This is a genomic window from Kroppenstedtia guangzhouensis (assembly GCF_014637345.1).
GTDB lineage: Bacteria > Bacillota > Bacilli > Thermoactinomycetales > DSM-45169 > Kroppenstedtia > Kroppenstedtia guangzhouensis.
This window is the reverse complement of the sequence record NZ_BMEX01000009.1, coordinates 45,223-57,702: the sequence shown is the minus strand read 5'-3', so window position 1 is coordinate 57,702 and position 12,480 is coordinate 45,223. Positions and strand designations below refer to the sequence as shown.

Below are 12,480 nucleotides of genomic sequence, written 5' to 3'. Positions count from 1 at the left end.
ATTATAACAGAGAGCGCAACTCCTTAAATTCCAGGGTATGCCCCTTTCCCCGACAACAGCAAAAAAGCCGCCTGATTGGCGGCCATTTTGCCGAGTTAGCTCCGCGCTTTTTCAAGAGCGGGAAGCAATTTGTTGTTCAAAATCTTGATATAGGTTCCCTTCATCCCCAAAGAACGGGATTCCACCACACCTGCACTCTCCAGTTTGCGAAGGGCATTGACAATCACCGAGCGGGTGATGCCCACACGGTCGGCAATTTTGCTGGCAACCAACAGACCTTCTGTACCCTCCAGCTCATTGAAAATATGTTCTGCAGCCTCCAACTCGCTGAAAGAAAGCGAGTTGATCGCCAACTGGACCACTGCCCGGCTGCGTGCCTCTTCTTCAATTTTACCTGCCCGTTCGCGCAGAATCTCCATCCCGACCACTGTTGCACCGTACTCCGCAAGAACCAGATCATCATCCACAAACTTATCATTGATCCGGGACAGAACCAGTGTCCCCAGATGGTCCCCACCGCCCACAACGGGCACCAGGGTGGTGTACCCGTGTTTAAACATATCTTTCATTTCCACGGGATAAGCCGTCAACGGATCATCCACGCTCACATTGGGAGAGGTTTTTTCCACACCCATCAGCATGGTAGCATACTCTTCCGGAAATTGACGGTCCTTGAGATACTTCTGCATCCGCTCATTTTCGATCTCATGGTTGACAGCCAGACCGAGGATTTCCCCCTCGGGGCTCACCACATACAGGTTGGCACCGATCACATCACACAGCGCTTCCGCCACCTGATCAAAGTCCACCAAGTGGTGGCCTACATTTTTTTGAAGAATTTTTGAGATCTTACGGGTTTTGTCCAACAAATCCATTTTCCGTTCCCTCCATGGGCATGTAAGTTTTTCTGTGCTTTTATTCACAAATTGCACCGGAATTTTGTAGAATTACAATGGTGAATGGAGATGTACCGGGCAAAGCCGAATTGTAAATTATGTGAGAAAGTGGACGAAATCTCTACACTTCTCCTATTATGCAATGTTCCCAGCGAATTGGCATCAGCTTTTTGTGAACAGTTTTTGACTCTTGATATTATTTGAAATTGTTTCCACTGTTTCCATCAGAGGAATTTTTTCAACGACGGTCGCCAGAGGATAAATTCCACCTTCCCTTCAAGAAGTTCTTCCGGCACTTGCCCCACTCCGGGGTAGCGACTGTCCCTGCTCGCATAGCGATGACGGTTGTCCCCCATGACGAAAATGCTCCCTTTTTTGACTGTCACCGGCCCAAAATCCCCATCTTCGATGTCTGTGTCGATATAGGGCTCATAAACCTCTTTTCCATTACGATACAATCTTCCTCCCTTAATCTCAATCCGGTCTCCGGGCACTCCCACCACCCGCTTGACCAGATACTTTCCATCCCGGGAAGGATCCTTGAAGGTGACCACATCATTCCGTTGAGGACGGTTGAAGATAAAGTGTAATTTGTTGATCAACAATCGATCCCCATTCTCCAATGTGGGCATCATGGAGGTTCCGTTGACCACGGACAGTGCCAGCCCAAACTGGTTGATGACCAGCGCCGCCGATACAGCCAACAGGACCGTTCGCAACCAGGATCCAAACCGGGGCCTACCACCCTTCATCTCGCATCACTTCACCCCATCAGTTGTTTTTCATAGGAAAGGAATCGATGAACCCCCTTTTGCACAAACCCGGACGTAAAGGGCTCTTTGCCTTCCGTGACGAGATGTTCCAGTTGAGAAACCGCCTCTTCCACACGTTGTGTAATCTCACGGGAATAGCCGAGACGGCTCCGATTTCTTTCATAATCGTCACGATCCAACCAACGGTATGTCAGATCCGGTTCCACCAACAGGTCCAAATCGTAGTCTGTGTAGACCAACCCGTGACTCTCCAAGCTGCAAGGCGAAGCGATATTGCAATAGAAACGATGAGAGCCGGTGGTATCAATCATTATTATCGTATTGAACCAATGGTTTCTATGAAACTGACAGAGTGCCAACCCTTTGGAAAACCACTTGTGCCCATCAGACTCCGTCACTTCCACATCACGATTGGCCAACAAGAGGGGTTCCCCTGGATCCAACACCACCGATCGCTTCCATGAACGGTGGAAAGCACCTCCGTGTTTTCTGCTTTCAATCCGGAGGATTTCCCCCGCCCGAATGGATTTCATCGTTTGAATCTCCTTCCTACTCACTTTTATCTCCAAAAATGTCGGATTATAAAACATAAAAATCAGAATTGATCTGATGGACTGTAACTGTAAATCCCTTTTCCGGTTTTATTTGCAGACCGGAATCCTTGACATCCCTTCACAACCCGGTCATAATAGGTAAAAATCATAAGCGGAAGCAAAACGCGATGAAGGGGCCAGCGAGGCCGGATGTCCGTTCAGAGAGCCAACCCCGTCGGCTGAAAGGGTTGCCGGCAACATCCACCTCCGACCCACCCCGGAAGCGGGCGGCGATGAGCCGTGACGGACCTCTCCGTTATCGACGGGGAAGACAACCATTGTCTTTCATGAGTGGGACACAATCGTGTCAATAAAGGTGGTACCGCGGAAGAAACCCTCTTTCGTCCTTGGGACGGGAGAGGGTTGTTTTTTTACACTGAAATCCAAGGGAGGAGTGGAATCATGACGGATCGTCCAACATACTGTTTCATCGGTGCCGGCTCCATGACGGAAGCACTTTTGTCCGGCCTGCTGAGCCGGGGGATGTTGACGGGGGAGAGAATCACCATCATGAATCGCCAAAATCATGAACGGGTCCGTCAACTGGCCCGGCAGTACGGGGTCATTCTTCCCGCTGACCGTAAAAGCGCTGTTTCCCAGGCAGATATCGTCATTCTGGCGATCAAACCGAAAGATGCTGCCGAAGCATTGGAACAATGGGGCCGATATATTCGTCCCGGACAGCGAGTCATCTCCGTGATCGCCGGGATTTCCACTTCATTTATCGAGGAGCGACTCGCCACGGGAACCGCTGTCATTCGGGCCATGCCCAACACATCCGGTACTGTGGGTCTGTCAGCCACGGCTCTTTGTCCCGGCCTTTACGCCGAGGAAGCCGACCTGGAGGAAGCCGCCCGTTTCTTTTCCTCGATCGGAATCACCGTGGTGGTGAAAGAGGAAGATATGGATGCTGTCACCGGTCTTTCCGGAAGCGGCCCCGCCTATATCTACTATCTGGTGGAGGCACTGGAGAAGGCTGGGGTCTCCATGGGTCTCACCCCCGCCGTCTCCCGCCGCCTCACATTGCAAACCCTGCTGGGAGCCGCCAAAATGTTGCAGGAAACCGGGGAAGATCCGGCGGAGCTTCGACGAAAGGTCGCTTCACCCGGCGGTACGACAATGGCCGGTCTGGAGACACTTGCCCAACACAAGTTCCAAGATGCATTGATTCTGGCTGTGCAACAAGCGCGCAGGCGATCTCTGGAACTGGGTCGCTCCACTGCAGGCAAATAAAAGTCCCCTCCGACAGAAGAAGGCTTTTCCCTCGTTGGCACTGTATGGATGGTTACCTTTCAGACCGAAACCTCCCGGGATGAGAGATATTCCTTGGCCAAGTCGATCGCTTTGCCCACACGGAGATATCCGGCTTGATCCCCTGTCATCTCCCGGGTGGTAAACATCAAGATGCTTTTCACATCATTGGGACTCAATTGGGGGTTGGCTTCCAACAGAAGGGCCACAACCCCCGCACAGAAAGGAGTCGCCATCGACGTACCGGAGAGATTGATGTAATGTTCACCCACCCGATTTTCCGGCAATTGCCGCTCCAAGGGTGAATCCGGTACCGACAGGGAGATGATATGGGTCCCGGGAGCATAAACATCCGGTTTCACCAACAGATCGACAGTCGGCCCCCGACTGGAATAAGAAGCTTTGATATCGTCACTGTCATCGGGAGTGTTCCGGTCATCTGCGGCTCCAACAGTCAGGATGAGGGGATCCAGTCCCGGGGTGCTGATTGTTCCCGGGAGCGGACCTTCGTTGCCCGCTGCGGCCAAAACCACAATTCCTCGGTGCCAGGCCGCTTCCACCGCTTGTGCGAGGGGATCGTCCCGATAAGATTCAACAGCCGGTGCTCCAAGTGAGAGGGAAATAATGCGGATTCCGTATTTCTCCTTGTTCACCACACACCAGTCCACACCCTTGATCACTGTGGAGAGCTGGCCGCTTCCTTCCTTGTCGAGAACCTTCACCCCGACCAGTTTGGCTTCCGGAGCGGGACCGGCATACAAACCTTCCGATCGGTACCCGTTGCCGGCAGCATCCCCAGCACAGTGAGTCCCGTGTCCTTGATCATCATAGGGCTCTTTGCGACCATGGATCAGATCTTCAAAAGCGACAATGCGGGGGACTGGCTTCATCAGGTCATCGTGGGGATGGATCCCCGTGTCAACCACGGCGATCGTCACCCCTTTTCCTGTCAAACCTTCCCGAACCCGGACATCAGTCACCCCGACAGATTTGGTGCCAATATCGAGAAAAGCCCGCACTTCCCGGTCATGATAAATTTTGTAGACTCCTTCGTGATCCGCCATCTCCCGAATGGTGTTCGGGCTGACTTTGCCGTAAATACCGCCCACCAATCCCAACTCGCCGCCATATCGGTTACAGGAGGAATTTTTGCAGAGATCGATCACGTCCTGGTGCCGGCGGGAATCCGCCTCCCGGTTCAACCTGATGATCACCGGAATCACATCTCGTTCCTCATGGCCGCCAATCTCCCGAAACCGCCTCAACTCCTGGATAAGTCCCGGATCAAAGCGGTCCGGTTTCTCAAACCAAGCTGTCTCTCTCATGCTCATGACTCACACCTCCTACCCCGTAAATTGGTGATTGTTATATAAATCACCTGCCTGGTTAAGATTAAATAATTTAAAAATTACGATAATAAATTCCGAAAACGGGCCTGCCCGGTGATCAACGAGGACATCAGCAAATATGCCGACTTTGGCTCCTTGACGGCCCCCCATTGGATTTAATTGGCGGAATCCAACGCATCCTGCAGATTATAAAGCCATTTTTTCTCCAAAATCGAAGATTGGCGGGTTCCCTGATAACCGAGATGATGGTAAAAAGGATACAGTTTTTCCGTCCCTTCATCCACCATCACCTGAATCCGACGGACACCCTTACTGTAAAATCGTTTCTCCAACAGCTCTGCCAGCTGACGTCCCACTCCACACCCTTGGAACTCGGGATGTACCGCCAGGCAGTAGAAAAAGCCGGTGTCTTTTTCCATCGTCCCCACGATGGCACCGACCACCCGTCCCTCTGATTCAGCCACCACCACCAAATCCCGGTCACAGGCCAGCTGCTTTGACAAAATTTTCAATGTCTCCTGTTCCCGTTGACGGGAAGCCGTCAACTGCCAAATGGACATTACAGCATGGATATCGGAAAGTTGAAAAGAACGCAGGTTCATAGATAAGTCCTCCTGTGACGATGGTTAGATAAGTGTACTAAAAAGGGAACCGCCAATGCAATTGTGATCTTTCTGTGAAGAAAACGCTTACTCACCTTCGATGAATCTCATTTCTCCCGTTTTTTAATCCATTCTCTTTTCCTGAAAACCAAGGGGATCAAGCCCCGGAAACAGCTGTCCGGTCCGAATCCCGCTGTTTGATCCGGGAAATTTCCCCTGCCAATAACCAGGTCCAAATCACCAGCATAAACAAGGAACAAGCGATGAACCAGAGTACCAGCCGTTCTTCCCAGCGAAAGATGATAGCCGAGATCAGCAGAAAACCCCAAACACTGGAGGAAAACCCCGCAAATCGGCTGGTGAATTGCGCCGTACGATACATGATGGCGGTGTATATAAATCCACTCACGGCGAAACAAGAACAGCTGAACATTCCAAACAGTCGGGTCAACAGCTGTTCCCAATCCATGATATACCCTGCCAGTCGTTCCGTGGGAAGCTCCAGGAACATCCGGGAAAGTTCCGGCATCAAGGTAATTTGGATGAAATCATGCAACATCCACGAAGCAGCACCGATCACCCAAATCATCAGAGCCATTTGCAAGATGGGCCGGTATGTCGCAGCCAGAATCCGGGTCAAAACCACAAACACCCCGGTCAAGGCCAACACCGTCAACAAATTCATGGCCCAGGACCAAACAATGGCCGTCTCATGATGGTTGATATACAACATCCGGTTCCCCAGTGAATCAGGATCCAACCGTACCGGAAAAAGAATGATCAATACAACTGAGGAAAAAGTGACTACCGCCGCCCCTCGCGTCAACCAGAAAGCCCAATGAATTCCTCCTTTTATTCTCCACTCCGACCCCTCCATTTATTCCCACCCTTTCGCCTTGATTGATCCTTTTCATCTCGATATCTATGCCAGCTTCTATCAACCTATTTCTCTTTTCCTTGCCACTGTGGGACCAGTTTTTCCGCAAATCCCGGTTCATAAACCATTTGGCCTCTCCTGGATCTCTTTTTGTTTTCTTTATCTCATGCATGAAAAGAGCCGGATTTTCCATACTGTTGACGAGGTGATGTTCAGATGTATTCGGGAAGAGTGATGGATGAATTGACTGATGTCTCGGTCCCGGAGTGGGAAATGAATGAACTGACCCACTATCACTCGATATTGTCCTGGGTGGCCCCACTCCTGAATCAACGGGGGCTCCGTCTCCACCAACAAATCAACCGGGAAATTGAGCGGCGTGGTGGGGTTCAACGGGAAACGACAGATCATCCCGCCAAGGACGGAGAGAGACACAACGAACATCGTTTCACTTTTTGAGGGATCACTGAAAAAACCCTCTTCATCCGGTGATGGAAGAGGGTTTTGAGAGTTTATGTTTTACGGTGAAGTGAAAACTTCCACCGTCAAGTAACCTCCATTGGCGGAAGACTTGATCAAAATCGGTTTGGACAAGCTGTTTCGAAACTTGAAGTCCGGCCCGTACCAGGCCACTGTTGCATCACGTCCTTTGGGAACATAGTTGACTTCCTTACTGTGGGAATAGCGGGCGGTCACTTGCAATCCGGCGCGATCGACACTGTTGTACAGTGTGGAAGAGGTTTGGCAAATACCTCCCCCCATCCCGTCGGTAAACTCCCCGTTGACAATGACAGTCGCCATCTTATAGCCCCGTTGTGCTGTCCGTTGTCCCACGGTTTTGTTAAAGGAGAACTCCTCCCCAGGACGTAGCACCAGGTTGTTGATCGCTTGACTGGACAGACGGACATTGGTGGTCCGGTTGATCTCACCAGGGTTATAGCGCGTGGTGTACTTCCCGATCCGCTTTTGATCCACCTGTTCCAGCTGAGTGGCTGTCACCTTTGGCTTCAAAGTTTCCACCGGCAGCTTCCGGGATTTGTTGATCCCTTCGGGGAGGTTGGAGAGCCACTTCTCCACCTCTTTCACCAGGATGCGCTTTCCCTCCTGCTCCGGCTCAATCGGTGCGCCCAATCGTTCCATACGGGCATCCACAGCGGGGCGTTCCACATCTTTTTCCACCTTTTCAAACCATTTCTCCCACTTCTCACGATCCAATGTTTTTGGATCTTTGCCGTCAAAACCCATTTTCCTCAGGTCTGCTTCCCAGGTTTGGCCTTCATGGGTGAGGATCCATTTGAGTGGTTTCGGTTGCTCGGAGATACTTTTGGCACTCGTGTGCTCAGTGATTCCCCCTGTCACCAGCAGGGTGCCGATACCTAACATCAAAACCCCCGCCGTGATCGTTCCAAGAGCTGTTCCTACAGGCCCCAGCTTCTTCAGTGGGATCCGACGCAACACCGGTATGCCGGAGACTGTACCGGTAATTCTCTCTCCCAGTCTGCTCAACCATCCGGCAGTCGACGTGTCTGCAGGCCCTTTCTCCACCGGATCTTTTTTCTCCTCTGCTGCTGCGGCTGATTCCAATCCGGCGGAAGACAGCTTCTCCTGCTCACCGGTTTCGTCCCCGGGCGGAGCCGGCTCTTTCCCTGCTTCGACAACCTCTTTTGGATCCAATTGCGACTGTTCCCCATTCTCCTGTTGTTTACCTTGTGGGAGTTTGTTATTCTCCTCCAACTGCTTCCCTCTCCTTCAGACAAGGCTTGCGGAAGACGCTCCACCTCGTCCGCTGTTTTTGGACTTGATGGTATTGGAAACAGACTGTGTCAATCATTTACATATTCCGCATGTTTGTGAATTGTGCTCCCAAAAAGGCAGTTTTTATTTTTAAAAGAGACGACCTTGACGAAACCCATGGCTTCGAAGGGGAGGATCCAACGCCATCCGAACTGCCTTTCGGTATACATTGGGCAAGGCGTATTGCTCAATATCCTTTTCTTCCACCCAACGACAATTTTCAGGCAGATTCTCTTCTGACAGACACCACCCCTCCACCAGTGTGACAAACCAACGACGGTGACTGAACACGTGTTCCAGTTCTCCCACAACGGTTCCCAGCTCCAATTTCAGCCCGAGTGTAGCCCATTGATCCCTCAAGGCTCCACCCGGAACCGGTTCTTCTGGCAGGGATTCCACAGTGGGAAGTCCCCACATCCCCCCCAGCAATCCTTCCGGCGGACGCCGCTGGAGCAGAACCCGGGAGTCCTTCATGATCCAACCGAAGGTCATACGAACGGGGACAGGTGGCTTCCCTCTGGTCTTCACAGGCAATTCCGCCTGGATTCCTTCATGACGGGCCCGACACTCTCCTTGCACGGGACAACCCTCACAGGCCGGGGAAACCGGGGTACAGATGAGAGCCCCCAATTCCATCAAAGCTTGATTGAAATCCCCCGGACGATCTTCCGGAATCAACAGCCGGTCCAGCTCTTCAAACTTACGGCGAGTGGAAGACCGGGTCACATCGTCCCGCAAAGCAAACCAACGGGAGAGCACCCTGAAGACATTGCCGTCCACTGCCGGAACCGGACGGTTATAGGCAATGCTTAAAATCGCCCCCGCAGTATAGGGACCCACTCCCTTCAATCGGGAGACGGCCTCGGGATCATCGGGTACAACTCCACCGTATGTCTCCACCACTTCTTTTACAGCGGTGTGAAGGTTGCGGGCCCGGGAGTAATAACCCAATCCCTCCCAGGCCTTGATCACCTCTTCTTCGTCTGCTGCAGCCAGCTCTCCCGGTGTGGGAAATAAGGACATGAATCGTTCATAATACGGGATGACAGTATCCACCCGGGTTTGCTGCAACATGATCTCCGACACCCAGATCCGGTACGGGTCCTTGTTCTTTCTCCAGGGAAGATCCCTCCGGTTCTGATCATACCAGTCCAACAATTTTTTTCGGACCGCCTGGATCCAGTCATCATCAGGGGCTTGGATCGATCGATGATCCTTTCCACCCATGGAATGCCCTCCCTGCTCCATTCTCAGCTGTCTCGTTCCCGGGTGTTCGGCAGATTGCGAAGGTCGATCAACTTCAGAACCTGTCCCTTCGCCGACTCTTCACGAACCAGCAGTTTGTCCCGTTTCCCGGACAGGTGAAAACCAAGCACTTTCTGCCGGGTTCGATATACCTCTCTTTCCTCCATGTTATCCTTTACAAACAGGATTTCATGGTTTTGCGCCAACCAGACGCCCCCGGGGTCGAAGCGGACATAGTCCGAGTCGCTCTGTACTTGGTTATATACATCATATACCCGGGATTCCAAGGTCCTCAAGTCAACCAACTTTAAAATTCCGTTGATCGCATAGCACAGATAGTCACCGCCCGGGCTCAAAGTCAAATGCTTCAATCGGGTGGAAAGAAGATTTTGCTCGCTTTCCACATAGTGAAAAATTTTCCCGTCGGTAACATGAACCTCTTCAAAGAAGATTTCCCCGTCTTGCTGTTTTCCCGTGGGAAATGCCAGATATCGGCCCGCAGGATCCCAGGCAGGCTGTCCGACAATCCAACTTCCTTTCACAGCCCGGTAGAGCGTCTCCGTCTTCCCGTGGTCCGGGTGGAACACAGAGACTCTGCTTCCCAGGAGGACAGGGCGTTCTTCGGGATTTTCCTCGTTGTTTTTTCTTTTCTGTGGAGAAACCACATAGGCGAGCCGAGCTCCCTGGCGGCTCCAAACACCGGTATGACCGCCGGCCAATGTATACACCCGTTTCGCATCAGCGCTCCGGTAAATTTCATTTCCGATGAGCAGGTAGCGGCCGTCTGCAGACCAGTTGGCCCATTCCTCTCCGGAAACAGCCGCCTCTTCCACCCCTTTTTTAAGAATCACAGCCCGCCCCGACTGCACTGTGTACAAATGAAGAGTCAGTTTGGATCCGGACTTTTCACAATAGACAAAAGCATTGCCCTTCGGGGAGAGAGAGACCGGTTCTTTTACGAGAGGCAGAGAATCAGACACTTTCACCATCCGGCCACCCCGTTCCAAAAACAGCTTTCGGTCTTTTTTGGAATCCCGGATATGGATCTTGATTCCGTCCCCCAGGTGATGAACGGCGTTGCTGTCCCCATATTGGTTGGTCCAATTCACCTTTTTCAAGCGGTTGTTCTTCACATCAAAAATATAATATCCGCTTGAACTTTTCGTCTTTCCCCAGAAGTATAAATGGTCATTTTGAAACAGATAAGGGGTTACTTCCCGGAATTCAGCTTCAAACAATACGCCGGGTGGGCCGGCGTCCCGTCCCGTGACCCAGCCAAACCAGATCACCCCCCCACAGAGAAGCAACAGCAGCAGGACTGGCAGACCGCACCGTTTCCACCGGCACCGCCTGAACGCAACCATCCCTTTCAAACCTGGGGCCTCTTTGCCCCATTTTTGTCCATGGTTCTCCATCCGCCACGTCCCTCCGCGTCAGTGAAAACCTTTCCATTCATTCAGACAGTGGATATCGATGGCTCCAAACAGGTCAGCCAAAGCCGGACAAAAGTCCGGCTTTCCCTGCCATGGCAAAATACTCCTTTGCTTAAGTGTACCAAAAAAAACAGCGAGAATTAAGGGGAATCTTTTGAGCTGGATTTCCTTGTTTGAGCACACTCTCAGGCAGGGCTCAGTAATTGAGATTTCTTAGGGAAGTTGTCATAACCGGCTCAAGCGATGGATGTATCAGACACGATTTCAATCCTCTTCTCCTGTGCTATAATGGTGCAGAAATCATCCCCGGTGATCCCCCGGTTGATTCCGGATCACCGCACTGTGAAGGTGAAAGCTATGAAGCTGTTAATATATCACTTGTCAGGGATCATATGGATCAAAGAGATGGAAGGAATCCAAGACAAATTCAATGAAATTGCCGAGGATCCTACCCGTGAGCTGTGGAGTCCTCTGGTGGATCATGTTCTGATTCCGGCGTCACAGATCGCCCTCATTATCTTCCTGACTTGGCTCGCTCTCCGCTATCTCGGACAGGTGATCGATCGGTTGCTCAATCTGAGCCGGTTTCAAGAAAAACGCGGAGCGACTCTCGGACGTCTGATCAAGTCCGCCGCCCGATATGTCATCTATTTTATTGCCGCAATCGCCATCCTGGAGAAACTTGAAATTCCGGTCACTTCCATTTTGGCCGGAGCGGGAATCGTCGGGTTGGCGGTGGGTTTCGGTGCGCAAAGTCTGGTGAAAGATGTAATCAGTGGCTTCTTTATTATTTTTGAAGGACAGATGGAGGTTGGCGATTACGTCCAGATCAATGGGGATGTCACGGGAACCGTCGAGGAGATCGGTCTGCGGGTGACCAAGATCCGGGAGTTCAATCAGCGATTGCATTATTTCTCAAACGGGGAGATCTCCCGGGTGACCAATTACAACCGTGATCAGATGCGACCCCTGGTCGCCGTGACCGTCCCCTTTGAGACGGATCAGGAACTGGTTCAGAAGACCTTGAATCAGGTGAACGAAGACCTGGGGCGCCGACTGGCTCCCTTTGTGATCGAACCTTTCAGTATCTACGGAATCACCAACATCGGGAAGGATGGAGTGGAATACACCATTACGGCCGTTGTGACACCTGAAGAGTACTGGTCGACCGAACGGGAAATGCGGAAATCGATCATCCGGGCTTTCAACCTGAAGGGAATCGAGATCGCCTACCCGCACCAGATTATGAAAGTGTCCCCGGAGACCCCTACGATTTTCCCCGGCAAAGGGAATCTGGAAACGTAAAGGCTGAGGGAGTTCCCCCAGCCGATCTTTTCATCATCAGGTGGTACTTCTGACGACCGCTGCGATCACAGCGGTCACCCCCACAGAAATTCCCACCCATAAAGCCACTCGTTTCAAATCCCTGCCCATGGTTTCCACGTGGTTCACCTGACGGACCACTTTTTGCTTTCTCTTTTTAGCCATATGAAAGTGCACACTCCTTTTGAATGTTGTAATCTTCCAAGGGGATTTTATCCGTAGGGAAATCAGTCTTCTGTGGTCAATTTCAATTTATTTTACAAAAATAAAATGTTATTGTAACCTAGTTGCAACGTCTCCGTCACTGTTACACGTTTTTCCTCTGTGGCATATTCTGAATAAAA

Annotated in this window: 13 protein-coding genes; 3 read left to right on the top strand and 10 right to left on the bottom strand. The window is 51.5% G+C overall.

Annotated elements, in window-relative coordinates; genetic code table 11:
- Nucleotides 1-95: 95 nt before the first annotated feature.
- The 3 genes from codY to IEV46_RS12295 all read right to left on the bottom strand — a co-directional run bounded on the left by codY (nt 96) and on the right by IEV46_RS12295 (nt 2,202).
- Nucleotides 96-875: a GTP-sensing pleiotropic transcriptional regulator CodY gene (codY, locus tag IEV46_RS12305; protein WP_188432853.1), complete on the bottom strand. Its 780-nt coding sequence runs from the start codon at nt 873-875 to the stop codon at nt 96-98.
- Between the two features lie 245 nt (nt 876-1,120).
- Nucleotides 1,121-1,648, bottom strand: a complete 528-nt coding sequence (gene lepB / locus IEV46_RS12300; protein WP_188432852.1) for a signal peptidase I — start codon at nt 1,646-1,648, stop codon at nt 1,121-1,123.
- Between the two features lie 11 nt (nt 1,649-1,659).
- Nucleotides 1,660-2,202 (bottom strand): DUF402 domain-containing protein, encoded by a 543-nt coding sequence (locus IEV46_RS12295; protein ID WP_188432851.1) that lies wholly within the window; start codon nt 2,200-2,202, stop codon nt 1,660-1,662.
- A 462-nt stretch (nt 2,203-2,664) separates the two neighbouring features.
- Here IEV46_RS12295 and proC point away from each other — a divergent pair, with 462 nt between their 5' ends.
- Nucleotides 2,665-3,495: a pyrroline-5-carboxylate reductase gene (gene proC / locus IEV46_RS12290; protein WP_188432850.1), complete on the top strand. Its 831-nt coding sequence runs from the start codon at nt 2,665-2,667 to the stop codon at nt 3,493-3,495.
- A gap of 59 nt (nt 3,496-3,554) precedes the next feature.
- Here the strand turns inward: proC and IEV46_RS12285 are convergent, their stop codons facing one another.
- The 3 genes from IEV46_RS12285 to IEV46_RS12275 all read right to left on the bottom strand — a co-directional run bounded on the left by IEV46_RS12285 (nt 3,555) and on the right by IEV46_RS12275 (nt 6,341).
- Nucleotides 3,555-4,844 carry a S8 family peptidase gene (locus IEV46_RS12285; protein WP_188432849.1) on the bottom strand — a complete coding sequence of 430 codons (1,290 nt, stop codon included), beginning with the start codon at nt 4,842-4,844 and terminating at the stop codon, nt 3,555-3,557.
- Between the two features lie 173 nt (nt 4,845-5,017).
- The gene (locus IEV46_RS12280; RefSeq protein ID WP_188432848.1) at nt 5,018-5,464 is read right to left on the bottom strand and encodes a GNAT family N-acetyltransferase; all 447 of its coding nucleotides are present in this window, start codon (nt 5,462-5,464) and stop codon (nt 5,018-5,020) included.
- 157 nt (nt 5,465-5,621) lie between these two features.
- Nucleotides 5,622-6,341, bottom strand: a complete 720-nt coding sequence (locus IEV46_RS12275) for a hypothetical protein (RefSeq protein WP_188432847.1) — start codon at nt 6,339-6,341, stop codon at nt 5,622-5,624.
- A 216-nt stretch (nt 6,342-6,557) separates the two neighbouring features.
- On the opposite strand from IEV46_RS12275, the gene yfhS reads away from it, so the two are divergent.
- On the top strand, nt 6,558-6,800 hold the full coding sequence (gene yfhS, locus IEV46_RS12270) for a mother cell protein YfhS (protein WP_188432846.1): 243 nt from the start codon (nt 6,558-6,560) through the stop codon (nt 6,798-6,800).
- A 60-nt stretch (nt 6,801-6,860) separates the two neighbouring features.
- Here the strand turns inward: yfhS and IEV46_RS12265 are convergent, their stop codons facing one another.
- The 3 genes from IEV46_RS12265 to IEV46_RS12255 all read right to left on the bottom strand — a co-directional run bounded on the left by IEV46_RS12265 (nt 6,861) and on the right by IEV46_RS12255 (nt 10,795).
- Nucleotides 6,861-8,075, bottom strand: a complete 1,215-nt coding sequence (locus IEV46_RS12265) for a VanW family protein (protein ID WP_188432845.1) — start codon at nt 8,073-8,075, stop codon at nt 6,861-6,863.
- A gap of 150 nt (nt 8,076-8,225) precedes the next feature.
- A complete protein-coding gene (gene mutY / locus IEV46_RS12260; RefSeq protein ID WP_229736082.1) occupies nt 8,226-9,362 on the bottom strand; it encodes an A/G-specific adenine glycosylase in 1,137 nt (378 codons plus the stop codon).
- Nucleotides 9,363-9,385: 23 nt separating this feature from the next.
- On the bottom strand, nt 9,386-10,795 hold the full coding sequence (locus tag IEV46_RS12255) for a WD40 repeat domain-containing protein (RefSeq protein WP_188432843.1): 1,410 nt from the start codon (nt 10,793-10,795) through the stop codon (nt 9,386-9,388).
- 375 nt (nt 10,796-11,170) lie between these two features.
- Between IEV46_RS12255 and IEV46_RS12250 the strand changes: the two genes are divergently transcribed.
- The gene (locus IEV46_RS12250; RefSeq protein ID WP_188432842.1) at nt 11,171-12,118 is read left to right on the top strand and encodes a mechanosensitive ion channel family protein; all 948 of its coding nucleotides are present in this window, start codon (nt 11,171-11,173) and stop codon (nt 12,116-12,118) included.
- A gap of 36 nt (nt 12,119-12,154) precedes the next feature.
- Here the strand turns inward: IEV46_RS12250 and IEV46_RS12245 are convergent, their stop codons facing one another.
- On the bottom strand, nt 12,155-12,301 hold the full coding sequence (locus IEV46_RS12245; protein ID WP_188432841.1) for a hypothetical protein: 147 nt from the start codon (nt 12,299-12,301) through the stop codon (nt 12,155-12,157).
- Nucleotides 12,302-12,480: the final 179 nt, after the last annotated feature.

Coding starts and splice junctions, on each gene's coding strand:
- IEV46_RS12275 (WP_188432847.1), bottom strand. CDS start 6,341: ATGGAGGGGTCGGAGTGGAGAATAAAAGGAGGAATTCATTGGGCTTTC.
- IEV46_RS12250 (WP_188432842.1), top strand. CDS start 11,171: ATGAAGCTGTTAATATATCACTTGTCAGGGATCATATGGATCAAAGAG.
- IEV46_RS12285 (WP_188432849.1), bottom strand. CDS start 4,844: ATGAGCATGAGAGAGACAGCTTGGTTTGAGAAACCGGACCGCTTTGAT.
- mutY (WP_229736082.1), bottom strand. CDS start 9,362: ATGGGTGGAAAGGATCATCGATCGATCCAAGCCCCTGATGATGACTGG.
- proC (WP_188432850.1), top strand. CDS start 2,665: ATGACGGATCGTCCAACATACTGTTTCATCGGTGCCGGCTCCATGACG.
- lepB (WP_188432852.1), bottom strand. CDS start 1,648: ATGAAGGGTGGTAGGCCCCGGTTTGGATCCTGGTTGCGAACGGTCCTG.
- codY (WP_188432853.1), bottom strand. CDS start 875: ATGGATTTGTTGGACAAAACCCGTAAGATCTCAAAAATTCTTCAAAAA.
- IEV46_RS12295 (WP_188432851.1), bottom strand. CDS start 2,202: ATGAAATCCATTCGGGCGGGGGAAATCCTCCGGATTGAAAGCAGAAAA.
- IEV46_RS12255 (WP_188432843.1), bottom strand. CDS start 10,795: ATGGAGAACCATGGACAAAAATGGGGCAAAGAGGCCCCAGGTTTGAAA.
- IEV46_RS12280 (WP_188432848.1), bottom strand. CDS start 5,464: ATGAACCTGCGTTCTTTTCAACTTTCCGATATCCATGCTGTAATGTCC.
- IEV46_RS12245 (WP_188432841.1), bottom strand. CDS start 12,301: ATGGCTAAAAAGAGAAAGCAAAAAGTGGTCCGTCAGGTGAACCACGTG.
- yfhS (WP_188432846.1), top strand. CDS start 6,558: ATGTATTCGGGAAGAGTGATGGATGAATTGACTGATGTCTCGGTCCCG.